At 70.5% G+C, this 23,448-nt stretch carries 20 protein-coding genes; 12 read left to right on the top strand and 8 right to left on the bottom strand.

All coding sequences use genetic code 11. From position 1 onward, the window contains the following. Positions 1-14: 14 nt before the first annotated feature. The 3 genes from recO (at position 15) to AC2D9U_RS01870 (ending at position 3,402) form a co-directional block, all read left to right on the top strand. The gene (recO, locus tag AC2D9U_RS01880; protein WP_484745853.1) at positions 15-740 is read left to right on the top strand and encodes a DNA repair protein RecO; all 726 of its coding nucleotides are present in this window, start codon (positions 15-17) and stop codon (positions 738-740) included. A 31-nt stretch (positions 741-771) separates the two neighbouring features. Next, positions 772-3,015: a DNA topoisomerase IV subunit A gene (gene parC, locus AC2D9U_RS01875; RefSeq protein WP_484745851.1), complete on the top strand. Its 2,244-nt coding sequence runs from the start codon at positions 772-774 to the stop codon at positions 3,013-3,015. Between the two features lie 144 nt (positions 3,016-3,159). After that, positions 3,160-3,402 (top strand): hypothetical protein, encoded by a 243-nt coding sequence (locus tag AC2D9U_RS01870; RefSeq protein WP_484745849.1) that lies wholly within the window; start codon positions 3,160-3,162, stop codon positions 3,400-3,402. 2 nt (positions 3,403-3,404) lie between these two features. On the opposite strand, the gene AC2D9U_RS01865 is transcribed toward AC2D9U_RS01870, so the two are convergent. Then, the gene (locus AC2D9U_RS01865; protein ID WP_484745847.1) at positions 3,405-4,187 is read right to left on the bottom strand and encodes an arginyltransferase; all 783 of its coding nucleotides are present in this window, start codon (positions 4,185-4,187) and stop codon (positions 3,405-3,407) included. 53 nt (positions 4,188-4,240) lie between these two features. Beyond that, a complete protein-coding gene (locus AC2D9U_RS01860; protein ID WP_484745845.1) occupies positions 4,241-6,580 on the bottom strand; it encodes a penicillin acylase family protein in 2,340 nt (779 codons plus the stop codon). Between the two features lie 122 nt (positions 6,581-6,702). Between AC2D9U_RS01860 and AC2D9U_RS01855 the strand changes: the two genes are divergently transcribed. Then, entirely contained in the window at positions 6,703-8,505 is a 1,803-nt protein-coding gene (locus tag AC2D9U_RS01855; RefSeq protein WP_484745843.1) for a calcium-binding protein, read from the top strand. A gap of 109 nt (positions 8,506-8,614) precedes the next feature. Here the strand turns inward: AC2D9U_RS01855 and AC2D9U_RS01850 are convergent, their stop codons facing one another. The 3 genes from AC2D9U_RS01850 to AC2D9U_RS01840 all read right to left on the bottom strand — a co-directional run bounded on the left by AC2D9U_RS01850 (position 8,615) and on the right by AC2D9U_RS01840 (position 12,760). After that, positions 8,615-9,154 carry a hypothetical protein gene (locus AC2D9U_RS01850; RefSeq protein WP_484745841.1) on the bottom strand — a complete coding sequence of 180 codons (540 nt, stop codon included), beginning with the start codon at positions 9,152-9,154 and terminating at the stop codon, positions 8,615-8,617. 394 nt (positions 9,155-9,548) lie between these two features. After that, positions 9,549-11,189, bottom strand: a complete 1,641-nt coding sequence (locus AC2D9U_RS01845; RefSeq protein ID WP_484745839.1) for a GMC family oxidoreductase — start codon at positions 11,187-11,189, stop codon at positions 9,549-9,551. A 59-nt stretch (positions 11,190-11,248) separates the two neighbouring features. Further along, positions 11,249-12,760 carry an aldehyde dehydrogenase family protein gene (locus tag AC2D9U_RS01840; RefSeq protein ID WP_484745837.1) on the bottom strand — a complete coding sequence of 504 codons (1,512 nt, stop codon included), beginning with the start codon at positions 12,758-12,760 and terminating at the stop codon, positions 11,249-11,251. Between the two features lie 102 nt (positions 12,761-12,862). Here AC2D9U_RS01840 and AC2D9U_RS01835 point away from each other — a divergent pair, with 102 nt between their 5' ends. The 3 genes from AC2D9U_RS01835 (at position 12,863) to AC2D9U_RS01825 (ending at position 16,087) form a co-directional block, all read left to right on the top strand. After that, complete coding sequence (locus tag AC2D9U_RS01835) at positions 12,863-14,071, top strand: CaiB/BaiF CoA transferase family protein (RefSeq protein ID WP_484745835.1); 1,209 nt, start codon at positions 12,863-12,865, stop codon at positions 14,069-14,071. 102 nt (positions 14,072-14,173) lie between these two features. Further along, on the top strand, positions 14,174-15,031 hold the full coding sequence (locus AC2D9U_RS01830; protein ID WP_484745833.1) for an alpha/beta fold hydrolase: 858 nt from the start codon (positions 14,174-14,176) through the stop codon (positions 15,029-15,031). A gap of 75 nt (positions 15,032-15,106) precedes the next feature. Continuing rightward, entirely contained in the window at positions 15,107-16,087 is a 981-nt protein-coding gene (locus AC2D9U_RS01825) for a Bug family tripartite tricarboxylate transporter substrate binding protein (RefSeq protein ID WP_484745831.1), read from the top strand. Positions 16,088-16,103: 16 nt separating this feature from the next. Here AC2D9U_RS01825 and hemB read toward each other — a convergent pair whose 3' ends face one another. The 3 genes from hemB to AC2D9U_RS01810 form a co-directional block, all read right to left on the bottom strand. Next, a complete protein-coding gene (gene hemB / locus AC2D9U_RS01820; protein WP_484745829.1) occupies positions 16,104-17,108 on the bottom strand; it encodes a porphobilinogen synthase in 1,005 nt (334 codons plus the stop codon). After that, the gene (locus tag AC2D9U_RS01815) at positions 17,105-18,400 is read right to left on the bottom strand and encodes an O-acetylhomoserine aminocarboxypropyltransferase/cysteine synthase family protein (RefSeq protein ID WP_484745827.1); all 1,296 of its coding nucleotides are present in this window, start codon (positions 18,398-18,400) and stop codon (positions 17,105-17,107) included. Before AC2D9U_RS01815 ends, hemB begins: the two co-directional genes overlap by 4 nt. 129 nt (positions 18,401-18,529) lie before the next feature. Beyond that, the gene (locus AC2D9U_RS01810) at positions 18,530-19,399 is read right to left on the bottom strand and encodes a sulfotransferase (RefSeq protein ID WP_484745825.1); all 870 of its coding nucleotides are present in this window, start codon (positions 19,397-19,399) and stop codon (positions 18,530-18,532) included. A 99-nt stretch (positions 19,400-19,498) separates the two neighbouring features. Between AC2D9U_RS01810 and rpiB the strand changes: the two genes are divergently transcribed. From rpiB to AC2D9U_RS01785, 5 genes are read left to right on the top strand one after another with little or no spacing between them, the layout of a single operon-like run. Then, positions 19,499-19,975: a ribose 5-phosphate isomerase B gene (gene rpiB / locus AC2D9U_RS01805; RefSeq protein ID WP_484745823.1), complete on the top strand. Its 477-nt coding sequence runs from the start codon at positions 19,499-19,501 to the stop codon at positions 19,973-19,975. Then, on the top strand, positions 19,972-21,276 hold the full coding sequence (glyA, locus tag AC2D9U_RS01800; RefSeq protein ID WP_484745821.1) for a serine hydroxymethyltransferase: 1,305 nt from the start codon (positions 19,972-19,974) through the stop codon (positions 21,274-21,276). Before rpiB ends, glyA begins: the two co-directional genes overlap by 4 nt. Before the next feature lie 6 nt (positions 21,277-21,282). Beyond that, positions 21,283-21,735, top strand: coding sequence for a transcriptional regulator NrdR (gene nrdR, locus AC2D9U_RS01795; protein ID WP_484745819.1), 453 nt, complete (start codon positions 21,283-21,285; stop codon positions 21,733-21,735). Positions 21,736-21,745: 10 nt separating this feature from the next. Further along, a complete protein-coding gene (gene ribD, locus AC2D9U_RS01790; protein WP_484745817.1) occupies positions 21,746-22,843 on the top strand; it encodes a bifunctional diaminohydroxyphosphoribosylaminopyrimidine deaminase/5-amino-6-(5-phosphoribosylamino)uracil reductase RibD in 1,098 nt (365 codons plus the stop codon). After that, positions 22,844-23,446: a riboflavin synthase gene (locus tag AC2D9U_RS01785; protein WP_484745815.1), complete on the top strand. Its 603-nt coding sequence runs from the start codon at positions 22,844-22,846 to the stop codon at positions 23,444-23,446. Positions 23,447-23,448 lie beyond the last annotated feature (2 nt).

Below are 23,448 nucleotides of genomic sequence, written 5' to 3'. Positions count from 1 at the left end.
ACCAGGAGTAGCGCATGGAGTGGGAGGCCCCCGCCATCGTGCTCGACGTCCGCCCGCATGGCGAGGGCGGCGCCATCGTCACCGTCCTGACCGAGGCCCATGGCCGCCATGCGGGCCTCGCCAAGGGCGGGGCCTCGCGCGCCCAGGCGGCGCTGTGGCAGCCGGGCAATTTGATCGAGGCGCGCTGGGTGGCGCGCCTCGCGGACCAGCTCGGCGCCCTCAGCGGCGAGATGGTGCACCCGGCCGCCTCGCTCGCCATGGAGGACCCCTTGGCCCTCGCCACGCTGCGCGCTGCCTGCGCCGTGGCCGAGGGCGCGCTGCCGGAGCGCGAGGCGCATCCGCGGCTCTTCCACGGGCTGGTCGGCATCGTCACCGCCCTGCTGCACGGCCCCGATCGCGCCCTGCCGGCGCTGGTGCTGTGGGAGGCCGAACTGCTGGCGGAACTCGGCTATGGGCTCGATCTCGGCCGTTGCGCGGTGACGGGCAGCGCCGAGGACCTGGCCTTCGTCTCGCCGCGCAGCGGGCGCGCCGTCTCGGCCCAGGGGGCGGGGGAATGGGCGGACCGGCTGCTGAGGCTGCCGGCCTTCCTGCTCGGCCAGGGGCCCTCCGACCGGGCGGATTGGCTGGCCGGGCTGCGCCTCACCGGGCATTTCCTGGCGCGCGACGCCTTCGGCATCCAGCACAAGGACCTGCCGGCCGCGCGCGGGCTTCTGCTCGACCGGCTGGCCGCGATCGGCTAAGCACGCCCGAGAACGAAGCACGAATCAGCACATGCCCGACGATATGATCCTGCTGCCCGATGAGGGCGGGAATTCCCGCGACACGCGCCTCGCCGAGGCGCTGAGCGAGCGCTATCTCGCCTATGCGATGTCCACCATCGTCTCGCGCTCGCTGCCCGATGTGCGCGATGGGCTGAAGCCGGTGCATCGGCGCCTCGTCTACGCGATGCATCAGCTGAAGCTCGACCCGGCCTCGGGCTTCAAGAAATGCGCGCGCATCGTCGGCGACGTGATGGGCAAGTACCATCCGCATGGCGACAGCAGCATCTATGAGGCGCTGGTGCGCCAGGCGCAGGAATTCGCGGCGCGCTACCCGCTGGTCGAGGGTCAGGGCAATTTCGGCAATATCGACGGCGATAACGCCGCGGCCATGCGCTACACCGAGGCGCGGCTGACCGACGTCGCGCAGGCGCTGCTCGAGGGCATCGACGAGAACGCCGTCGATTTCCGCGTGACCTATGACGGGGAGGAGCGCGAGCCCGTCGTGCTTCCCGCCGCCTTCCCGAACCTGCTCGCCAATGGCGCGGCGGGGATCGCGGTGGGCATGGCGACCTCCATCCCGCCGCACAATGCGGGCGAACTCTGCGGCGCCGCGCTCGAACTGATCCGCAACCCCGATTGCGGGATCGAGGCGCTGATGGCGCATGTGAAGGGCCCGGACTTCCCCACCGGCGGGCTGCTGATCGAGAGCGCGGACTCCATGCGCGAGGCCTATGCCACGGGCCGCGGCGGCTTCCGGCTGCGCGCGAAGTGGCAAGAGGAGAAGCTGAAGAACGGCACCTGGCAACTCGTCGTCACCGAGATCCCCTACCAGGTGCAGAAGTCGCGCCTGATCGAGCAGATCGCGCAGCTGATGGAAGAGAAGAAGCTGCCGCTGCTCGGCGACGTGCGCGACGAGAGCACGGATGTGGTGCGCCTGGTGCTCGAGCCCAAGACGCGCGCGGTGGACCCGAAGCTGCTGATGGAGACGCTGTTCCGCGCGACCGCGCTGGAGACCCGCTTCCCGCTCAACATGAACGTGCTGGATGCGGACCGCACGCCGCGCGTCATGGGGCTGCGCGAGGTGCTGCGCGCCTGGCTCGACCATCGCCATGTCGTGCTGGTGCGCCGGTCCGAGCATCGCCTTGCCGCCATCGCGCGGCGGCTTGAGATCCTGGACGGCTACCTGATTGTCTATCTCAACCTCGATGAGGTCATCCGCATCGTGCGCGAGGAGGACAAGCCGAAGGAGGCGCTGATGGCGACCTTCTCGCTGACCGAGGTGCAGGCCAACGCCATCCTCGACATGCGGCTTCGTGCCTTGCGCAAGCTGGAAGAGATGGAAATCCGCAAGGAGCACAGGAAGCTCAGCGCGGAGCAGAAGCGCCTGCAGGGCCTGCTGAAATCCGAGGCGCTGCGCTGGCAGGCCATCGCCGAGGAGATCGAGGAGACGCGCCGCAAATTCGGCGAGGCCACGGCGCTCGGCAAGCGCCGCACCGAGATCGGCGCCGCCATCGGCGATGTCGTGGTGGATGACAGCGCCTTCGTCGAGCGCGAGCCGATCACCATCATCCTCTCCGAGAAGGGCTGGATCCGCGCGCAGAAGGGGCACCTCGCCGCGGATGCCGAGCTGCGCTTCAAGGAAGGCGACGCGCTGAAGGGCGCGATCCATGCCGAGACCACGGATCGCCTCGTGCTGATCGCGACCAATGGCCGCGCCTTCACGCTCAAGGCCGATGCCATCCCGCGCGGGCGCGGCGATGGCCAGCCGGTGCGGCTGATGCTCGACCTGACGAATGAGGACGATGTGGTGACGATGTTCGTCCACCGCGACGGCCAGCGCTATCTGCTGGCCGCGACCGACGGCAAGGGCTTCATCGTCAAGGGCGAGGATCTGCTGGCGGAGAAGCGCACCGGCAAGACGGTGCTGGTGGTCGATCCGCCGGTGGAGGCGCTGCTCTGCGTGCCGGTGGCGGGTGACAGCATGGCCGTGACGGGCACCAACCACCGCATGCTTGTCTTCCCCCTCGAACAGGTGCCGGAAATGACGCGCGGGCGCGGCGTGCAGCTCATGGCGCTGAAGGACGGCGCGCAGCTGGCCGACGCCAAGGCCTTCACCGCGGCCGAGGGCCTGTCCTGGCGCTATGGCGGGGGCGTGAAGGTGGAGATGGATCTGCGGACCTGGCGGGGCAGCCGCGCGGGGGCGGGGAAGATGCTGCCCGATCGCTTCCCCAAGAATCGCAAATTCGGCGCCTGATTCCGCCGAACATTCACTTGCTGGAAAGCCTTTTCGCGCTCATCCTGCGCGGGCGAAGCGGCTGGGGAGCCTGCTTCGCTGCGTCCGGGAAGGCCCGAGCGCTTCATCTTCCGCCCGACCGAGGCGGCACTGGAGGGCTCCCCCATGTGGATGCGTCGTTCGATCCGCGACCTGCTCGACACCCTGGCCAATGCCGCCCCCGATGCGGGTGAGGGTCTTTCCCGCACGCGCGAGGAAACGCTGAGCCTCCTGGTCGCGCTGTTCCGGCCCGTGGCCGGGGAGAGCGAGGGGCGGCTGCGCGATGAATTGTCCCGCAGCCTCGATGCCGTGCTCGCCGAACGCGGCGCCCGGCGGCGCCTGACGCGCAACGATTTCAGCCCGGCCTGAATTCAGCCCGAGACGCTGAGATTGTCCGGCTCCGCCGGGGCGGGGGCGGCCGGGGCGGCGCCATGTTCGGGCACCAGGCGCCAGGCGCCGCCGATCAGCGCCTCGCTCGGGCGGAAGCGCGACTTGTAGGACATCTTGGGGCTCTCCGGCACCCAATAGCCCAGATAGACATAGGGCAGCCCCAGCTGGCGCGCGCGCTCGACCAGCCAGAGGATGGCATAGGTGCCGAGCGACCGCGCCGGCTGGTCCGTTTCGAAAAAGGAATAGACGGCCGAGAGCCCGTCCGACAGCCAGTCGGTGAGGCATCCGCCCACCAGGCGTCCGCGCGCATCGCGGAACTCGACCATGCCGGTGGTGATCGGCGTGTCCTCGACCATCGCGCGGTAGTCGTAGAAGCCCATCGCGGCCATGTCGCCATCGCCATGCCGCGCCGCCTGGTAGCGCTGGAACAGGGCGTATTGCTCGGCGCTGGCCCGTGCGGGCGTCTCCGCGGTCAGCAGGTCGGCGTTCTGGCGCAGCAGCTTGCGCTGGGTGCGGTCGGGCTGGAACTGGTCCACCACGATGCGGATCGGGATGCAGGCGCGGCAGCCCGGGCAGACGGGCGAATAGGCGATGTTGTGGCTGCGGCGAAAGCCGGCGCGCGAGAGCCGGTCATGCAGCGGCTCGGCCTCCGTGCCGGTCAATTCGGTCACGATCTTCCGCTCCGTCCTGCCCGGCAGATAGGGGCAGGGCAGGGGGGCCGTGGTGTAGAAGAATTGCGGGCGGCGGCTGGTGCGGGCGTGCATCTCGTGGGCGGGATTGTCGGCGCTGGCGCCGCGTGAATCAACCCCGCGCGTCCTCACGGCTGCAACTCGATCCGGCCGCGCTCGGCTGCCGGCTGGCGCGTCAGGCGCAGCATCTCGCCGGCCTGCCAGGGGCCGAGCAGGTCGCCATAGCGGTCCGAGAGCGGGTGGCCGGACTGGCCGGTGGCGATCATCACCAGGATGCCGTCCGGATCGGCCAGGTCGAAGACGCCGCGGAAGCCCGCGCCATGCAGATGCGCGAAGGGGTTGGCGCCGGTCCCGCCGCGCATGCCGCCGCGGGCCAGCGTCTCCCCATCGCCGCCGGTCGGCGCCTCCAGCCGGGTCAGGTCGCGCAGCACGGGGATGAAGCGCAGCAGCGGGTGGTCGAAGGCCGCGACATGCGCCGCCCCCCAGCGCCAGGCGGCGGGGTCGCGGCCCTGGGCCTCCCGCACTTCGCGCAGCGCGGCATCGAGCGCGGGGGCGAGCAGCCGCTCGCAGCCCGTGGGGCCGCACCAGGCATTGGGGCCGGGCCGCAGCACGGCGCGGAGGAATTCCGGCCCCGCCGCGCCCGCTGCCTCCGGCGTGCCGGCCTCGGCCATCAGGGCCGTGCGGAAGGCGCGCAGCCAGGCGTGGAAGATCAGCGGCTGGGGCGCGTCGGCGCGCATGTCGCCCTGCCAGTCGCGCAGCAGCGCATGGGCCGCCGCGGCCTCGCCGCTCGGGGTGATGGCGCGCAGCGTGGGCAGGATCTCCCGCGCGAAGAGGGAGACGGTGTCGGCCTGCATGGCCGCGAAATGCGTGGCGCTGTGGCGCGGGCGCTCGGCCAGCAACTCGCCGATGCGGCGCAGGCGCCAATCGCCATACCAGTCGCGCCCGAGGAACACCGGGTGATCCGGCGGCGCGGGGCGGCTGTTCGCATTGGCCAGCACGCCGCTGGCCGGGTTCTCGACATGGGGCATGGCGTCGAAGGGCACGAAGCCGAGCCAATCCTGGCTGCCATCCCAGCCGCGCGCGGGCAGGCTGCCATCCCCGTCGCGGCGCAGCGGCGTGCGGCCGACGAGATACATCGCGATGCCCCCGTCGGCGTCCGCCACCATCAAATTCTGCGGCGGGCTACTCATCAGCGCGGCGGCGCGGCGCGCCTCGGCGATGCTGGTGGCCCGGTTGAGCGCGATCAGCGCCTCGGCCGAACTGTCGGCGGGGGCGAGGTTGGCCATGGCCACGCTCAGCACCGTCCCCGGCGGGGCGGCGGCGTCGAGGTCCGAGATCACCGGGCCGTGCCGCGTGCTGCGCACGCGCAGCACCTCGGGTGCCTCCTGGCCGCGCACGGCGATGCGCTCCTCCCGCACCGTGAAGGGGCGCGGGCCCTCGGGCGTGGCATAGGCCTCGGCGCCGACCAGGCGCTCGACGAAGACGTCCTGCGTGTCGCTATGGGTGGTGGTGAAGCCCCAGGCGAGGCGCTCATTGCGCCCGATCACCACCATCGGAACGCCCGGTGCCGTGGCCCCGGCGCGGAAGCGCCCATCGGGCAGCTCGATGCGCGCGAGATACCACAGGATCGGCGCCTGGAAGCCCAGATGCGGGTCCGCGGCCAGCAGCGGCGCGCCCGAGGCGCTGCGCGCGCCCGTCACGGCCCAGGCATTGCTCGCCGAGTTGGGGAGCGGCGCATCCTCCCCGAAGGCCGGCAGCGCGCCGAGCAGCCGCGCGAGGTGCGGGGCGTCGAGGCTGACCTCGGCGCGCAGGTCCGGACGGCCGGGGCTGGTATCCTCGGGCCAGAGCAGGCGCAGCCGCTCGGGCGGCAGCGTCGCGGCCAGGCGCGACATTTCCAGCTCGCGCCGCCAATTGCCCGACAGCCACAGCCCCATCACCTTGGCCCAGAGCAGCGAGTGATGCGGCTCCCACGCCTCGGGCTCGCCGATCGCCATGAATTCCGGCGCGGCGAGGCGACCGCGCGCGGCGATCAGCGCGTTCACACCCGTGGCGTAGGCTTCCAGCAGGTCGCGCGCCTCGGGCGAGAGGGCGGCGAAATCGGCGCGCGCGCTCTGCGCCAGGCCCAGCGTGCGCGAGAAGCGGTCGAGCCGCAGCGCGGAGCTGCCCGCGATCTCAGCAAGCCTTCCCTCGGCGCCGCGGCGCATCGCCTCCATCTGGAACATCCGGTCGCGGGCGTGGAGGTAGCCGAGTGCGATGGTGGCGTCGCGCTCGTTCTGCGCGGTGATGCGCGGGATGCCCTGCGCGTCGAGCGTGACCGTGACGGGCGCGGAGAGTCCGGGAATGGCGAGGTTCTCGCGCAGATCCGGCAGGCTCGAATAGACCAGCGCCATGCCGAAGCCGGCCGCGAGGATGACCAGCACGACGAGCAGGGCGAAAAGCCGGCCGAGAAAGGCGAGGAACATGCGCATCGCCGACAGATGGCGCCCGCGCCGGGGCTTGTGAAGCCATCCACGGCCACCTTCTCCCTGTTGCAAGTTGCCCAGCAGCTGGCCGCGGCCTAACGGTGGGTGACTGGAAACAAGTGAGATCCATGACGGAGCGTACCATCTGGCAGGGTTCTGCCGGCAATGACGTCTTCCTTGGCCCCGGCGCGGCGAACCAGGGCTTCGTGCTGGTCCGCACCATTCCGAACCTCACCGGCGTCAGCGTCGATGCCTTCTTCGGCGACGATTTCCTGCGCGGCACCGGCTTCGCCGACATCCTCGATGGCGAGGACGGGGCGGACACGATCGAGGGCGGCGGGGGAAATGATTCGCTGCGCGGGGTCGGCGGGCTCGATCACCTCTACGGGCAGGCCGGCGACGATTTCTTCTTCGAGCAGGATGCCGGCGCGTCCGACGCGGCCGCCGTGATGGATGGCGGGACGGGCATCGACACGCTGGTGATGGACAGCACGCTGCGCTTCGCCGCCACGCTCTTCACCAGCATCGAGGTGCTGCAGGCGCGCGGCGTGGATGACAGCCTGACCATCAACGCGGCCGGCTTCGCCGGCTTCACGCGCATCGAGTTCTGGTCCGCGCCGCTGCACTTCTTCGGCCTGGGCGGCAGCTATGATTTCGCGCGCCTCGAACTGGTCTTCGCCCGCGGATCGAGCGTCGGCGTGTTGTTCACCGGCAGCCACGCGGCCGAGACGGTGATCGGCTCCGACCGCGGCGATGTGCTGGAGGGCGGGGCGGGCGCCAACCTCGTCCAGGGCGGGCTCGGCGACGACACGCTCTCGGGCGGCGGCACGCTGGAAGGCGGCGAGGGCGCCGATTCGCTGACAGGGGGGCCGGGCGCGGATGTGCTGCGCGGCGGGCTCGATGCGGATACCTTCGCGGGTGGGGCGGGCGATGACCTGCTCGAGGGCTGGGCCGGCTTCGATGTCGTGCAGGCGCCCGGCCTGCGGGCGGCGGCGGTACTCACCGATCTGGGCGGCGGCGCCTTCACCCTCGCCACGGCGGAGGGGGGGCTCGATACGCTGCGCGGCGTGGAGCGGGTGATCTTCGCCGATGGCGCGCTCGACCTGCCCTCCTCCGGCGTGGCGACGACGGGGCCGGATTTCCTGCTCGGCAGCGCGGCGGGCGATTTCCTGAATGGCCTGGCCGGCGAGGACACGCTGCTCGGCCTCGGGGGGGATGACACGCTCTGGGGCAGCGGCGACGCCGACGCGCTGGAAGGCGGGGAGGGTGATGACGGGCTGCTCGGCAAGATGGCCGACGATTTGCTGCTCGGGGATGCCGGCGCGGACACGCTCGATGGCGGCATGGGGGCCGATACGCTGCGCGGCGGCGAGGGCGCCGATCGTCTGGTCGCGCGGCAGGACAATGACCTGCTGCTCGGCGAGGCCGGGGCGGACACGCTGTTCGGCGCCGGCGGCGACGATGTGCTGGAGGGCGGGTCGGAGGAGGATGCCCTGCGCGGCGGCGATGGCGCCGACCTGCTGCGCGGCGGCGAAGCCAACGACACGCTGCGCGGCGAGGAGGGTGCCGATACCCTGGCCGGTGGCATGGGCCTCGACCGGCTGCATGGCGGCGCGGGCGCGGATGTCTTCCTCTTCGCCGCCCCCGGCGAGGGTGCCGACCGGATCCTCGATTTCGACCCCGGTGAGGATGTGATCGCGCTGTCGGTCGCCGGCTTCGGCCATGCGCCCGGGGCCTTCGAACCGGCGTTTTTCGAGGTCAACGCGACCGGCTTCACCAGCCTCGCTGCCGATGGCGTCCTGACCTACATGCTGGGCACCGGGCGGCTGTTCTGGGACGCCGATGGGGTGGGCGGCTTCGGGCGGGTGGAACTCGCCCTGCTGCGCGGCACGCCGGCGCTGAGCGCGGCGGATATCGTGCTGGTCACCTAGAGCAATATGCGTTCAGATGAAGTCACCTGAACGCATTTTTTGCTCTGGATTCAATGATTTCCAGAGCACGAGCTGCGTTCATCAGAACGCAGCGTGCTCTGAGCGCGGCTCAACGCCGCGGCGCGCCGATGGCCGCCAATTCGGCCAGGAAGGTGGCGCGCGCGGTCTCGTAATCAGGTGCCGGCGCCGGCGGGGCGCCATTGGCGCGCACATACCAGCTGCCGCCCGTCACCGCATCCTCCTCATGCGCGCGGCGCCAGCCGATGGCCGCGATGCGCTCGCCCCGCTTGTGGGAGAGGTAGCGATCCGCCGCCAATTCGCGGGAGCGCTGGGACCCGCCGACCTTGGGCGTGCCATCGGCGGCCGTCAGCCCATGCGGCTGGCGCGTGCCGGCCGGGGCCGAGAGGTCGAACTCGCGCAGCAATTGCGGGGCGAGGGCGGCGAGCAGGGCCACGGCCTCGGTCGTGGCGGTGGGGATGCGCGTGCTCTCGCCACCGCGGCGCGGCGTGGCAATGGCAGCCTCCGGGATCTGCTCCAGGATGGCGCTGGCGCGGGCGTGCTGGGCCTTGCGCTTGGGGTCGGCCAGCACGCGTGCCGCATTCTCGCGCAGCGTGCGCAACTCGGCGGCTGTCTTGCCGGTGAAATCCATCGCGCTTCGCTCCGCCTGTCGGGTGAAGGTGAATCGGGGGGCTCGGTCAGCCCGCGCTCACCATTGGGGGATCCTTATGGACCAAGTGGTGCGCGAGGGCACCATCCGCCCCGGATCCCCCCGCTAGAGCAATATGCGTTCAGATGGAATCATCTGAACGCATTTCTTGCTCTAGATTCAATGATTTCTAGAGCACGAGCTGCGTTCATGAGAACGCAGCGTGCTCTAGGGTCCAAACCCAATCATCCACCGGGTGCCTGGCCGGCCCCGCGCGGCATCCGCGGCGTCAGGCTGCTTGCCGATGCCGCCAGCATCGGCTGCGCATCCTTCCTGGCGGCCTGCCACGCGGTCCTCGGCCATGCACCTCGGGTCTGATTGGGTTTGGACCCTAAGGTCAGGCCATTGCATCCTGGCCGCGGGGCAGATGGGTGCCCAGGATCATCGTCGCGGCCTGCTCGGCGATCATCATCGTGGGGGCGGCGGTGTTGCTGCTGGTCACGCCGGGCATGACCGAGGCATCGACCACGCGCAGCCCCGCCACGCCCCGCACCCGCAGCCGGGAATCCACCACCGAGGCCTCATCCGCGCCCATCCGGCAGGTGCCGACGCAGTGGTAGGAGCTTTCGGCCGTGCGCCGGATATAGGCCTCGATCTCCGCATCGGTGCGCACCTCGGGGCCCGGTGCGAGCTCCACGCCGCGATAGGGATCGAAGGGCGCCTGGGCGAAGACCTCCCGCAGCCGCTTCACGCCCTCCCGCGTCACGGTCAGGTCGTAGGGGGCGGAGAGGTGGTTCGGGTAGATCAGCGGCGGGTCGCGCGGATCGGCGCTGCGCAGCGTGAGCCGGCCGCGGCTGTGCGGGCGCATCTGGTAGCAATTCGCCACGAAGCCGTGCCCGGCGCTGCGCGCCGCGGCGGGCAGCAGCGGCAGGCGGATGGCGGCGGTGGAGAGCGCGGGCATGAAGGTCGAGCGCAGATCCGGCAGGTCGAGCCCAGGGTCCGACTTCAGATAGGCGCCGGCGGCGATGGGAAAGCTCGCCGCGGGGCCGGTGCCGAAGATCATCGCCTGCAGCAGCGCCAGCGTCGCCTTGTCGGCGCGGGTGATGTTGTGGAGCGTGATCGGCTGCGTGCAGGCGTGCTCGATGCGGACCAGCAGATGGTCCTGCAGGTTCCGCCCCACCTCCTTGCGGTCCGCCACCACGGGGATGCCCAGGCGCTGCAGTGCCTCCGCATCGCCGATGCCCGAATGCATCAGCGCCATGGGCGAGCCGATCGTGCCGGTCGAGAGAATCACCTCCCGCTCCGCGCGGAACGGCACCGGCTGGCCACGCACCAGCGCCTCGACCCCCGTGGCGCGGCCGGCCTCGAAGGTCACGCGGCGCAGATGCGCCTGCGTCACGATGCGCAGATTGGGGCGGGACCGCGCGGGGTCGAGATAGGCGCGCGCCATGCTCCAGCGCTGGCCGCGGCGGATGGCGAATTCGAGATGGCCGAAGCCTTCCGGGTCCGGGCCGTTGAAATCCTGCACCACCTTGTGCCCGGCCGCCGCCCCGGCGGCGACATAGGCCTCGTAGAGCGGGTTGGTCTGCGGCGGCCGCGTGACCGGCACGGGGCCCGCGCCGCCGCGCCAGGCGGATTCGCCGCGCTCATGCGCCTCGCTCCGCTTGAAGGCGGCCAGCACGGCATCGGCGGACCAGTCGGGCAGGCCCTGCTGCGCCCAGGCGTCGTAATCCGAGGGCATACCGCGCACATGCACCATGCCGTTGATCGAGGAAGACCCGCCAAGAACCTTGCCCCGCGGCCAGCGCAGCTGCCGGCCGTCCAGGTTGGGCTCCGGCTCGCAGAGGTAGTTCCAGTTCGCCGTCTTGCCGCGCAGCAGCACGCCGGACATGAGCGGCACGCGCAGCAGCGGGTTCCAGTCCCGCCCGCCGGCTTCCAGCAGCAGGACCCGGCAGGTGGGATCGGCGGAAAGGCGATTGGCGAGGATGCAGCCGGCCGAACCGGCGCCCACGATGATGTAGTCCACGGCGTCGCGCATGCCGCAGACGAAACGCTCTCCCGGCCGCCCGCGCAAGCCGCGGGCGGCCGGGATCGGGATCAGCCCATGTTCACCATGATGGTCTTCTTGTGCGTGAAGTGCTCCAGCATCGCCTCCAGCGAGGCTTCCTTGCCGAGGCCCGAGCTCTTCACGCCGCCGTAGCTGAGATTGGCCTGCACCACGAGGTTCTGGTTGATCTGCACCAGGCCCGCCTCCAGCCGGTGCGCGAGGTCGAGGCCCACCTTGAGGTTGTTGGTCCAAAGGCTGGCGGCGAGGCCGTATTCGCTGTCATTGGCCTCGGCCAGCACCGCCTCGGGGTCGTCGAAGGGCTGGATCACGGTGACGGGGCCGAAGATCTCCTCGCGCACCAGGCGGGAGGTGCCATCGAGGCCGGTGAAGATCACGGGCTGGATGAACAGCCCCTTGCGCAGCGCCGGGTCGGTCGGCATGGCCGAGCAGACATGCGCGGTGGCGCCCGGCGTGGCCATGCCCTCGGCGATGTAGCCGCGCACCTTCTCGAGCTGGCCTTCGCTGACGATGGTGCCGATGTCGGTCTTCTCGTCCAGCGGGTCGCCCATGACCATGCCGTTCACGGCATCCTTCATCGCAGTGACGAAGCGGTCGAAGATCGGGCGCTCGACATAGATGCGGCTGGCCGCCGTGCAGCTCTGGCCCTGGCGGGTGAAGCGCATGGAGGTGAGTGCGCCGGAGACGGTCTTGTCGAAGTCGCAATCGGCGAAGACGATCATCGGCGACTTGCCGCCGAGCTCGAGCGTGACCGGCACGAGCTTCTGCGCCGCGGCCTTGGCCACGATCTTCCCCGTCTCGACGCTGCCGGTGAAGGTCACCTTGCGCACCAGCGGATGTTCGACCAGCGGCGCGCCGCATTCCGGGCCGAAGCCGGAGAGCATGTTGAACACGCCCGGCGGCAGGATGCGGTTCATGATCTCGCAGATGCGCAGCACGGCGAGCGGCGCTTCCTCGGCCGACTTCACCACCACCGTGTTGCCCGCCACCAAGGCGGGCGCGACCTTGAGCGCCATCAGCAGCATCGGCACGTTCCAGGGGATGATCGCCCCGACCACGCCGAGCGGCTCACGCACCGTCACGGAGAGCACATTGGGCGCGAAGGGCACGGATTCGCCCTTCAGCTCGCTGCCGAGGCCGCCGAAGAACTCGAAGACATCGGCGACCACATTGGCCTCGACCCGGCTTTCGGTGCGCAGCGCCTTGCCGGTCTCAAGCGCGATCAGGCGGCCGAGTTCATCCACATGGGCGCGCAGTGCGGCGGCGCAGGCATGCACCATGGCGCCCCGCTTGCGCGCGGGCACCTTGGCCCAGGCCTTCTGTGCGGCGGCGGCGTTGCGCACGGCGGCGTCCACATCGGCGGCGTCGCCCTCGGCCGCGGTGCCGATCTCGGCGCCCGTGGCCGGGTTCACGACCGGGAAGGTCCTGCCCGACCCGGCGGCGACATAGTGCCCGCCGATGAAATGCTTGCCCGAGAGCGCGCGCGCCAGGGCGAAGCAGTCGGTCGTCGGCGCCTCAGGGGTGGGGTGCGGTGTGTCGAGCATGGGTTTCCTCTGGCCGGATCGGGGCCCTATAAGGCCGCGGACAATGCGTCGGGGCCGGATTTGCGGCAAGCCACCGGCGCCGGCTGAAGGATCGACAGACCCATGGAAAAGACGCCGAGCGGCCCGCTGAAGGGTCTTCGCGTGCTGGATCTCACCCGCGTCCTGGCGGGGCCGACCTGCACCCAGATGCTGGGCGACCTCGGCGCCGAGGTGATCAAGATTGAGCGACCGGAAGCCGGCGACGACACCCGCGGCTTTGCCCCCCCCTTCTGGCCCGAGACCAAGGAGAGTGCCTATTTCCTCGGGGTGAACCGCAACAAGAAGTCGCTGACGCTGGATATCGCCCAGGAAGAGGGCCAGGCGATCATCCACCAGCTGCTCGAGGGCTGCGACATCCTGGTCGAGAACTTCAAGGTCGGCGCGCTGGCCAAGTACGGATTGGGCTATGAGCAGCTGAAGGCGAAGCATCCGGGGCTGATCTATTGCTCCATCACCGGCTTTGGCCAGACCGGTCCCTATGCGCCGCGCCCGGGCTATGATTCGCTGATCCAGGCGATGGGCGGCGTGATGTCCCTGACCGGCGAGCCCGAGGGCCTGCCGCAGAAGGTCGGCATCCCGGTCGCCGATCTCTTCGCCGGCCTCTATGGCTGCATCGGCATCCTCGCGGCCCTGCGCCACAAGGAGCGCACGGGCCAGGGCCAGCAGATCGACATCGGCATGCTGGACACGCATGTGGCCTGGCTGGCGAACCAGGGCATGAACTTCCTTGCCACCGGGGAGAACCCGGAGCGGCTGGGCAACCAGCACCCCAACATCGTGCCCTACCAGGTCTTCCCGACCAAGGACGGGCATATCGTGCTCTCCGTCGGCAATGACCCGACCTTCGAGCGCTTCTGCAAGGCGACGGGGCAGGAGGCGCTGCTGGCCGATGCGCGCTTCGCCACGAATGCGTCGCGCGTGGCGAACCGCCAATTGGTGACGGATACGCTGACGCCCGTGATGCAGTCCCGCACCACGACGGAGTGGGTGGAGAAACTGGAGGCGCTGAAGATCGGCTGCGGGCCGATCAACAAGCTCTCCGAGGTCTTCGCCGACCCGCATGTGGTGGCGCGCAACTGCGTGGTGGAACTGCCGCACAGCAGCGGGGAGACGGTGAAGGTCATCGCCAACCCGGTGCGCCTCTCCGCCACCCCGGCCGATTACCGCGTCGCACCGCCGCTGCTCGGCGAGCATTCGGAAGAGGTGCTGCAGGGGCTGCTTGGCATGAGCGACGCGCGGATCGCGGCCCTGCGGGCCAAGGGCGTGGTCTAGTGGTCCGATCGCTGCTGTCTGTCTTCGACAGCAGCGTGAATCGGCCCACCCAAGAAACTGCTTGTGGTGCGTGGGGCGACATTCCGGCCAGGAGCGATCTGCATGCTTCGCACCACTAGCCCGATGCGGGAGCACCGCCTGCGCTACCTGCTCGGCGGTGCCTTCCACAGCCTCGCCTGGACGGAATGGGGCCCGGCCGAGGGCGTGCCCGTGATCTGTGTCCATGGACTGACGCGGAACGGGCGCGACTTCGATGCGCTGGCCGCGCATCTGGCGGGGCAGGGGCGGCGCGTGCTCTGCCCGGACCTGCCGGGGCGCGGCGCCTCTTCCTGGCTGCCGCATCCGGCGGCCTATACGCCGCCCTCCTATGTCGTGGCGCTGGCGCATCTGCTCGCCCGGCTCGACGGGCCGGTGGATTGGGTCGGCACCTCGCTGGGTGGCATCTGCGGCATGATGGTCGCAGCCGGGCAGGGGCATCCGATCCGCCGCCTGGTGCTCAACGACATCGGCGCGCGCGTGCCCGCCACGGCCGCGGCGCGCATCGCCGCCTATGTGCGGGAGGAGCGCGCCTTCGCCGACCTCGCCGCGCTGGAGGCGCATCTGCGCGAGGTGCACGCGCCCTTCGGCCCGCTGAGCGACGAAGACTGGCGGCACATGGCGCAGCACAGCCACCGCGTGCTGCCCGATGGGCGGTTCGGCATGCATTACGACCCCGCGATCGCCGTGCCCTTCGAACAGGCGGCGACGGGGCCGGTCGATCTCTCGGCGCTGTGGTCGCTGGTGCAGGTGCCGGTCCTGCTTCTGCACGGCGCCGAGAGCGACATCCTCGATGAGGAGACGGCGCGCGAGATGGCGATGCGTCCGACGGTCGAACTTGTGACCCTGCCGGGCATCGGCCATGCGCCCGCGCTGGTGGATCCGGCGCAGATCGGCCTCGTTTCCCGCTTCCTGGCCGCTTGACGGCCGGCGGCGCGCGCCGCCACGCTTTTCCCGCAAGCGCCACGGCAGAAGCGGCGCCCATCGGAGGAAACCACCATGATCACCCGCCGCGCCCTCGGCCTTGCCGCCACGGGCCTGCTCGCCGCGCCCTCGATCGCCCGTGCCCAGGCCTGGACGCCGACCGGGCCGGTGCGCATCGTCGTGCCCTTTCCGGCTGGCGGCACCACCGACATCCTCGCCCGGCTCTACGCGCAGCGCCTGACGGAGACGCTGGGGGTTTCCGTCGTGGTGGAGAATCGCGGCGGTGCGGGCGGGTCGATCGGCGCCGATGTGGTGGCCAAGGCCGCGCCGGATGGGCAGACGCTGCTGTTCCACAACCTCACCTTCTCGACCACCACGGCGGCGCTGGAATTCGTCAACCGCGCGCCGCATGCGCTGGAGCGCGACTTCGCGCCGATCAGCCTCGGCGCCAATGTGCCGATGATGCTGCTGGTGAATGCGCAGGTGCCGGCGACCAATCTGCGCGAGTTCATCGCCTGGGCGAAGGCGCAGCCCACGCCCCCCTTCTATGGCTCGACCGGGCCGGGCAGCACGATCAACCTGATCGCCGAGGTGCTGAAGCGCGATGGCGGCTTCGCGATGGAGCATGTGCCCTTCCGCGGCGCCGCACCCCTGGTGCAGGAGATGCTGGCCGGACGCATCGCCTTCGGCGGCGACCAGCTTTCCTCCTCGCTCCAGCACATGCGCGCGGGCACGTTGAAGCCCATCGCCACCCTGGCCGCGCAGCGCGCGCGCGTGCTGCCCAACGTGCCCACGGTGCGCGAGCAGGGTTTCCCGAATGCCGAGATCCTCGGCTGGAACGGCTTCTTCGCCCCGGCGCGGACGCCCGAGCCGGTGCTCGCACGGCTGAACGCCGAGATCGCGGCGGCGGCGCGCTACCCGGCCGTCGCCTCGCGCATCGATGAACTCGGCGCCGAGCCGGGCGGCAATTCGGCCGCCGAATTCGGCGCCTCCGTCCACGCCCAGATCGCCGCCGTGCGCCCGCTGGTGCGTGAGTTGCGGATGAGCGTGGAGTGAGGGTGCGGCGGGCGGTTCACCCCGCCCGCAGCTTCTCCGCCGCGCTGATGGCGAAATAGGTCAGCACGCCATCGGCGCCGGCGCGCTTGAAGCAGAGCAGGCTCTCCATCATCGCGCGGTCATGGTCGAGCCAGCCATTGCGGGCGGCGGCCATGATCATCGCGTATTCGCCGCTCACCTGATAGGCGAAGGTGGGCACCGCGAAGCGCTCCTTCACCCGGCGCACGATGTCGAGATAGGGCATGCCGGGCTTGACCATCACCATGTCCGCGCCCTCGGCGATGTCGAGGGCCACTTCGCGCAGCGCCTCGTCCGAATTGGCCGGGTCCATCTGGTAGGTCTTCTTGTCGCCGCCCTTGAGCGAGGCGCCCGAGCCCACCGCCTCGCGGAAGGGGCCATAGAAGGCCGAGGCATACTTCGCCGCATAGGACATGATCCGCGTGTGGATCAGCCCTTTCGCATCCAGTGCCGCGCGGATCGCGCCCACGCGGCCATCCATCATGTCCGAGGGCGCGATGACGTCGATGCCGGCCTCGGCCTGGATCACGGCCTGCACGGTCAGCACATCGAGCGTCTCGTCATTCGCCACATAGAGCCCGCCGGGACCCTCGCGCAGCACGCCGTCATGGCCGTGGTCGGTATAGGGATCGAGGGCCACGTCGCCGACCAGGCCAAGCTCCGGATACTCATGCTTGAGCAGCCGCGCGGCGCGGCACATGAGGTTCTCGGGATTCTTCGCCTCGGTGCCGTCGGCATCCTTCTTCGCGGGCGGCGTGGCGGGAAACAGTGCGACGGCCGGAATGCCGAGCGCCACCGCGGGCGCGACGTGATGCGCGAGCCGATCGAGCGTGACGCGCTTCACCCCGGGCATGGAGGCGACCTCGGTCTCGATCCCGTTCCCCTCGATGATGAAGATCGGCCAGATCAGATCATCGACGGAGAGCCGGTTCTCCGCCACCAGCCGCCGCGTGAAGGCGTCCACCCGGTTGCGGCGCGGGCGCAGATTCGGAAAGCCGGTCATGCCGAGGCGGCCGCCAGCGCCTGGTCGAGATCGGCCAGGATGTCGTCGATATGCTCGATGCCGATGGACAGCCGCACATAGCCCGGCGAGACGCCCGAGAGCGCCTGCTCCTCCGCATTGAGCTGGCTGTGCGTGGTCGTCGCCGGATGGATGGCGAGCGAGCGCGCATCGCCGATATTGGCGACGTGGTAGAACATCTTCAGCGCCTCGATGAACTTCCGCCCGGCCTCGGCGCCGGCCTTCAGCTCGAAGCCCAGCAGCGATCCATAGCCGCCCTTCAGCGCGGCATCCGCACGGCGCTTGCTCTCGCCGGTCTGCAGGCTCGGATGCGTCACGCTGGCCACCGCCGGATGCGCCGAGAGGAAGGCCGCGACGCGCAGCGCATTGGCGCAGTGGCGCTCCATGCGCAGCGGCAGCGTCTCCAGCCCCTGCAGCGTCAGGAAGGCGTTCATCGGCGAGAGCGGGGCGCCCAGGTCGCGCAGCAGGATCACCCGCATGCGGATGATGTAGGCGATGGGCCCCAGCGGCTTCACCGCCTGCGTCCAGACCGCGCCGTGATAGCTGGCATCGGGCTTGTTCAGCGTGGGGAAGCGCGCGGCATGGCCCTCCCAGTCGAAATTGCCGCCATCGATCACCATGCCGCCGATCGAGGTGCCATGCCCGCCGATCCATTTGGTGGTCGAATGCATCACCACCGCCGCACCGAGGGCGAGCGGCTTGCACAGCACCGGGGCAGCCGTGTTGTCCATGATCAGCGGCACGCCGAGCTTGCGCCCCAGCGCGGCCACTTCGGCGATCGGGAAGACCTGCAGCTTGGGGTTCGGCAGGGTCTCGGCATACCAGCACCGCGTGCGATCATCGGTGGCGCGGGCGAAGGCCTCGGGGTCGGCGGGATCGACGAAGCGGACCTCGATGCCGAAGGACTTCATCGTGTTGGCGAAGAGGTTCCAGGTGCCGCCATAGAGGTCCGTGGAACTCACGATGTTGTCGCCGGCCTCGCAGAGGTTCAGCACCGCGAAGGTCGTCGCCGCCTGGCCCGAGCCGACCGCCAGGCCCGCCACGCCACCCTCCAGCGCCGTGACGCGCTTTTCCAGCACATCGACGGTGGGGTTCATGATGCGGGTGTAGATGTTGCCCAGCTCCGCCAGGGCGAAGAGCCGCTGGGCGTGGCCGGTATCCTGGAACTGGAAGCTGGTGGTCTGGTGGATCGGCACGGCGACCGAGCCGGTGGAGGGGTCCGCCCGCCAGCCGGCATGGAGCGCGATGGTTTCCGGGTTGGTGCTGCTGGTCATGGCGCCCTCCATGGCGTGTTCTGTGGCGCAAGTCGTGGCACGCCCGGGGGGCGCGCGCCAAGCGGGGACAGAATCTCGCCGTGTTGAAGGCCGGGGGAGGTGTGCATCGTCCCCGGGCGCGCCGGCGCGCTAGATTCCTTCCGCGGCGAAGCGCGCCGCCAGATCGGGCCAGCCCGCTTCCAATGCCGCATATTCGCCCGCGAGCCGCGCGCGCAGATGGGGCAGGGCGGACAGCAGCGAGTCCCGGTCAGCCGCCCCCACATTGACCCGGGACTCGGCGCGGGCGAAGCAGCCGGGCGGGGCGGGGGCGCCGAGGAAGGCGGAGATCTCCTCCAGCACCGCCAGGGGCTCCCGCTCGATCCGCCCGAGCGTGTCCACATGCAGCGCGCCCGGCGGCAGCGCGTCCCGCCAGCGCGTGAGCCAGGTTGCGTAGTCGGAATGCCGTGCATAGCCGGGCCATTGCGGGCTGTCCGCCACGCGCATCACGCCCTCGGCCGTGGCAGCGCGGCCGAGCCGCATGGCGATATGGGAAAGCGCGCGCTGCGCCGGGTCGCGCAGCAGGGCGATGGTCTTGAGGCGCGGGTTCAAGGCCAGGGCGTGGCGGATCCCGGCCTCGGGCAGCAGCGCGTATTGCGGCGTGATGTCGCCGCGCAGCTGCCCCGGCCCGGCGAAGCCGAAGATCCGCGCATACCAGGCGTCATCCTGGGGTTCCTCCAGCATCGCCTCGATGCAGGCGGGGTGGCTGGCCCGCCAGGGGGCCAGGGGCTGCTTCAGCGCGGCAAGGCGCGCACGATGCGCCACCAGCTGCTCCGCCCGATGCGTCACATCGGTCTGCTGGTGCGGCCCCGGAATGTGGATCGTATTGAAATACCGCACTTCCTTGATCGGCGGCAGCCAGATGCCGGGGTTGCCGGGCAGGCGGGCATAGAGCCAGGTCGTGCCCCCCTTGATGGTGCCGATGCACAGGAAATCGGGGCCGGTGGGGCAGGGGGCAGGCATCGCCCCTGCTCCCGCCGCGGGGCTGGCCTGTCAAGTCGCCCGATACAAGGGATGGTCCATGCCGTTCCGCCCTGCCGCAGGAAGTGGTATTCGCGGCCCATGAGTGCCGCCCCGATCCCCCTTGCCCCCCTTCCCATCGCGCTGGGCGCCGACCATGCCGGAGTCGAGCTCAAGGCCCTGCTGCGCGCCGCGCTTGAGGCCGATGGCCATGCCACGCTCGACCTCGGCACAGATGGCCCGGCCAGCGTGGACTACCCGGATTTCGCGGCCGCCGTCTGCGCCGCCGTGGCCGAAGGGCGTGCGCGCTTCGGGGTGCTGGTCTGCGGCACGGGCATCGGCATTTCCATCGCCGCCAACCGCAACCCCGCCATCCGCTGCGCCCTGGTGCATGACGTGACCGGCGCGCGGCTGACGCGCACCCATAATGATGCGAACGTGATCGCCTTCGGCGCGCGGATGACGGGTGCCGAAGTCGCGCTCGACGCCTTGCGCATCTTCCTCGCAACCCCCTTTGAAGGCGGGCGCCATGCGCGCCGTGTCCAGAAGCTCAGCCCCGGTTGGAGCCCGTCCCCATGAACCAGACCATCCCCGCCATGACGCCCGACCGGTTCTTCAGCGCGAAGCTCGCCGAGACCGACCCCGCGCTCGCCGCCGCCATCCAGGATGAGCTGGTTCGCCAGCAGGACGGCATCGAGCTGATCGCGAGCGAGAACATCGTCTCCCGCGCCGTGCTGGAGGCGCAGGGCTCGGTGATGACGAACAAATATGCGGAAGGCTATTCCGGCCGGCGCTATTATGGCGGCTGCGAGTTCGTCGATGTGGCTGAGAACCTCGCCATCGAGCGCGCGACGAAGCTGTTCGGCTGCGGCTTCGCCAATGTCCAGCCGCATTCCGGCGCCCAGGCCAACCAGGCGGTCTTCCTGACCCTGCTGCAGCCCGGCGACACCTTCATGGGCCTGGATCTCGCCGCCGGCGGGCACCTGACCCATGGCCACCCCGCCAACCAGTCGGGCAAGTGGTTCAAGCCCGTGCCCTACACGGTGCGGCGCGACGACCAGCGGATCGACATGGCGGAGGTCCGCCGCATCGCGCTGGAATCGAAGCCCAAGCTGATCATCGCCGGCGGTTCCGCCTATGCCCGCGCCTGGGATTTCGCCGGCTTCCGCGCCATCGCGGATGAGGTCGGCGCCTATTTCATGGTGGACATGGCGCATTTCGCCGGCCTCGTGGCGGGTGGCGCGCATGACAGCCCCTTCCCGCACGCCCACATCGCCACCACCACCACGCACAAGACGCTGCGCGGCCCGCGGGGCGGCATGATCCTCACGAATGACGAGGCGCTGGCGAAGAAGATTAATTCGGCCGTCTTCCCCGGGCTGCAGGGCGGGCCGCTGATGCATGTCATCGCCGCCAAGGCGGTCGCCTTCGGGGAGGCGCTGCGCCCTGAATTCCGCGCCTATGCGAAGCAGGTGGTTGCCAATGCCAAGGCGCTGGGCGAGGAGCTGCGCGCCCAGGGGCTCGACCTCGTGACCGGCGGCACGGACAACCACCTGGTGCTGGTGGATCTCCGCCCCAAGCGCCTGACCGGCAAGGCGGCGGAGACGGCGCTGAACAACGCGCACCTCACCTGCAACAAGAACGCCATCCCCTTCGACCCGGAGAAGGCGATGGTGACCTCGGGCGTGCGGCTCGGCTCCCCCGCCGCGACCACGCGGGGCTTCGGGGAGGCCGAGTTCCGCCTCGTCGGCCAGATGATCGGCGAGGTGCTGGATGGCCTGGCCCGCGCCAATGCGGCGGACGGCAATGGCGCCGTGGAATCCGCGGTGAAGGCCCGGGTGCAGGAGCTCTGCCGCCGCTTCCCGATCTATCGGGACTGACCGGCCATGCGCTGTCCCTTCTGCGGGCATGAGGACACGCAGGTGAAGGACAGCCGTCCGGCGGAGGATGGCGCCTCCATCCGCCGCCGTCGCTCCTGCCCCGCCTGCGGCAACCGCTTCACCACCTTCGAGCGGGTGCAGCTGCGCGAACTGCTGGTCATCAAGACGGATGGCCGCCGCGTGCCCTTCGACCGCGACAAGCTGGCGCGCAGCGTGCGCATCGCGCTGCGCAAGCGGCCCTTCGACGAGGAGCGTATCGAGCGCATCGTCACCGGCATCCAGCGCCGGCTGGAGGTGGAGGCCGACAGCGAGGTCACCAGCCGCCGCGTCGGCGAGGTGGTGCTCGAGACGCTGCGCGACGTGGACCAGGTGGCCTATGTCCGCTTCGCCTCGGTCTATCGCAATTTCCGTGAGGCCAAGGATTTCCAGGCCTTCCTGAGCAACAGCGACGGCGGCTGAGAAGAAGCAGGTGTCCGATCTCGCGCATATGCGCACCGCGCTGGCCCTGGCCGCGCGGGGCCTGGGCAATACCTGGCCCAACCCGGCCGTGGGCTGTGTCATCGTCCGCGACGGGCAGGTGGTGGCACGCGGCTGGACCCAGCCCGGCGGGCGCCCCCATGCGGAGACCGAGGCGCTGGCCCGGGCCGGCATCGCCGCGCGCGGCGCCACCGCCTATGTCACGCTCGAACCCTGCTGCCATTGGGGCCGCACGCCGCCCTGCACCGATGCGCTGGTCGCGGCCGGCGTGGCCCGCGTGGTGGTCGCGCTGCGCGATCCCGATCCGCGCGTGGATGGGGAGGGCCTGACCCGCCTGCGTGCCGCGGGCGTGGTGGTGGAGGAAGGCCTGCTGGCCGAGGAGGCCGCGAAGCTCAACCGCGGCTTCATCAAGCGGCTGCGCGAAGGCCTGCCGATGGTGACCCTCAAGCTCGCCACCTCGCTCGATGGCCGCATCGCGACCTCGACCAAGCAGAGCCAGTGGATCACCGGGCCCGAGGCGCGCCGCGCCGCGCATGGGCTGCGCGCGCGGCATGACGCCATCCTGGTGGGTTCGGGCACGGTCATCGACGACGACCCGGACCTCACCTGCCGCCTGCCCGGCGGCGTGCCCGTGCCCGCGCCGCGAATCGTGGCCGATGCGCGGCTGCGCATCCCGCCCGGGGCGAAGCTGGTGCGCACGGCGCGCAGCGTGCCCACCATCGTCGCCACCATCCCCGGCCATCCCGAATCCGCCCTCGCCCCCCTGCGCGAGGCCGGGGTGGAGATCCTGGAGCTGCCGGCGGGGCCGGAGGGGCTCGCCATGCGCGGCATCCTCGAAGCCCTGGCCGGCCGGGGCATCACGCGGCTGCTGGCCGAAGGGGGCTCGGGCATCGCCGCCGCCCTGCTGCGGGAGGGGCTGGTCGATCGCCTCGCCTGGTTCCATGCGGGGATGGTCATCGGCGGTGACGGCATACCCGCCGCCTATGAACTGCCATTGCCGGAACTGGCCCGCGCGCCCAAGTTCCGCCGGGTCGCGATCCGCCCGCTGGGGCCGGACCTGCTGACGGAATTCGAAGGCGAGGCTGGCTGAATGTTCACGGGGATCGTCACGGCGCTGGGGGAGGTCACGGCCATCACGCCGCTTGGCGCGGGGCAGGATATGCGCCTGACCATCGCGACACCGCCCGGCTGGCTCACGGGCGCGGCCCTCGGTGCCTCCATCGCCTGCTCGGGCTGCTGCCTGACCGCCGTGGCCTTCGCGGGCGACAGCTTCGCGGTCGAAGCCTCGGCCGAGACGCTCTCCAAGACCACGCTCGGCAGCTGGCAGGTGGGGCGGCGCATCAACCTCGAACGCTCGCTGAAGCTGGGCGACGAGCTGGGCGGGCATCTGGTTTCCGGCCATGTCGATGGCGTGGGCCGCGTGCTGTCGGCGACGCCGGAGAACGGGTCCACCCGCTGGGTCTTCTCCCTGCCGCCTGCGCTCGCGCCCTTCGTCGCGGCGAAGGGCAGCATCGGCGTCGATGGCTGCTCGCTGACGGTGAATGAGGTGACGCGGGAGAGCTTCGGCGTGAACATCATCCCGCACACCGCCGCGGTGACGGGCTTCGGCTTCCTCGCCGTGGGCGATGCGGTGAATCTCGAGATCGACATGCTGGCGCGCTACGTCGCCCGGATGCGGGAGTTCAGCGCGTGAAC

The sequence above is a fragment of the Roseomonas sp. TF40 genome, from assembly GCF_057219975.1.
This window is presented reverse-complemented; position numbering and strand designations above follow the sequence as displayed.

What these genes read in the sequence shown, in the direction of transcription:
- recO (WP_484745853.1), top strand. Translation starts at nt 15, where the DNA reads ATGGAGTGGGAGGCCCCCGCCATCGTGCTCGACGTCCGCCCGCATGGC.
- parC (WP_484745851.1), top strand. Translation starts at nt 772, where the DNA reads ATGCCCGACGATATGATCCTGCTGCCCGATGAGGGCGGGAATTCCCGC.
- AC2D9U_RS01870 (WP_484745849.1), top strand. Translation starts at nt 3,160, where the DNA reads ATGTGGATGCGTCGTTCGATCCGCGACCTGCTCGACACCCTGGCCAAT.
- AC2D9U_RS01865 (WP_484745847.1), bottom strand. Translation starts at nt 4,187, where the DNA reads ATGCACGCCCGCACCAGCCGCCGCCCGCAATTCTTCTACACCACGGCC.
- AC2D9U_RS01860 (WP_484745845.1), bottom strand. Translation starts at nt 6,580, where the DNA reads ATGCGCATGTTCCTCGCCTTTCTCGGCCGGCTTTTCGCCCTGCTCGTC.
- AC2D9U_RS01855 (WP_484745843.1), top strand. Translation starts at nt 6,703, where the DNA reads ATGACGGAGCGTACCATCTGGCAGGGTTCTGCCGGCAATGACGTCTTC.
- AC2D9U_RS01850 (WP_484745841.1), bottom strand. Translation starts at nt 9,154, where the DNA reads ATGGATTTCACCGGCAAGACAGCCGCCGAGTTGCGCACGCTGCGCGAG.
- AC2D9U_RS01845 (WP_484745839.1), bottom strand. Translation starts at nt 11,189, where the DNA reads ATGCGCGACGCCGTGGACTACATCATCGTGGGCGCCGGTTCGGCCGGC.
- AC2D9U_RS01840 (WP_484745837.1), bottom strand. Translation starts at nt 12,760, where the DNA reads ATGCTCGACACACCGCACCCCACCCCTGAGGCGCCGACGACCGACTGC.
- AC2D9U_RS01835 (WP_484745835.1), top strand. Translation starts at nt 12,863, where the DNA reads ATGGAAAAGACGCCGAGCGGCCCGCTGAAGGGTCTTCGCGTGCTGGAT.
- AC2D9U_RS01830 (WP_484745833.1), top strand. Translation starts at nt 14,174, where the DNA reads ATGCTTCGCACCACTAGCCCGATGCGGGAGCACCGCCTGCGCTACCTG.
- AC2D9U_RS01825 (WP_484745831.1), top strand. Translation starts at nt 15,107, where the DNA reads ATGATCACCCGCCGCGCCCTCGGCCTTGCCGCCACGGGCCTGCTCGCC.
- hemB (WP_484745829.1), bottom strand. Translation starts at nt 17,108, where the DNA reads ATGACCGGCTTTCCGAATCTGCGCCCGCGCCGCAACCGGGTGGACGCC.
- AC2D9U_RS01815 (WP_484745827.1), bottom strand. Translation starts at nt 18,400, where the DNA reads ATGACCAGCAGCACCAACCCGGAAACCATCGCGCTCCATGCCGGCTGG.
- AC2D9U_RS01810 (WP_484745825.1), bottom strand. Translation starts at nt 19,399, where the DNA reads ATGCCTGCCCCCTGCCCCACCGGCCCCGATTTCCTGTGCATCGGCACC.
- rpiB (WP_484745823.1), top strand. Translation starts at nt 19,499, where the DNA reads ATGAGTGCCGCCCCGATCCCCCTTGCCCCCCTTCCCATCGCGCTGGGC.
- glyA (WP_484745821.1), top strand. Translation starts at nt 19,972, where the DNA reads ATGAACCAGACCATCCCCGCCATGACGCCCGACCGGTTCTTCAGCGCG.
- nrdR (WP_484745819.1), top strand. Translation starts at nt 21,283, where the DNA reads ATGCGCTGTCCCTTCTGCGGGCATGAGGACACGCAGGTGAAGGACAGC.
- AC2D9U_RS01785 (WP_484745815.1), top strand. Translation starts at nt 22,844, where the DNA reads ATGTTCACGGGGATCGTCACGGCGCTGGGGGAGGTCACGGCCATCACG.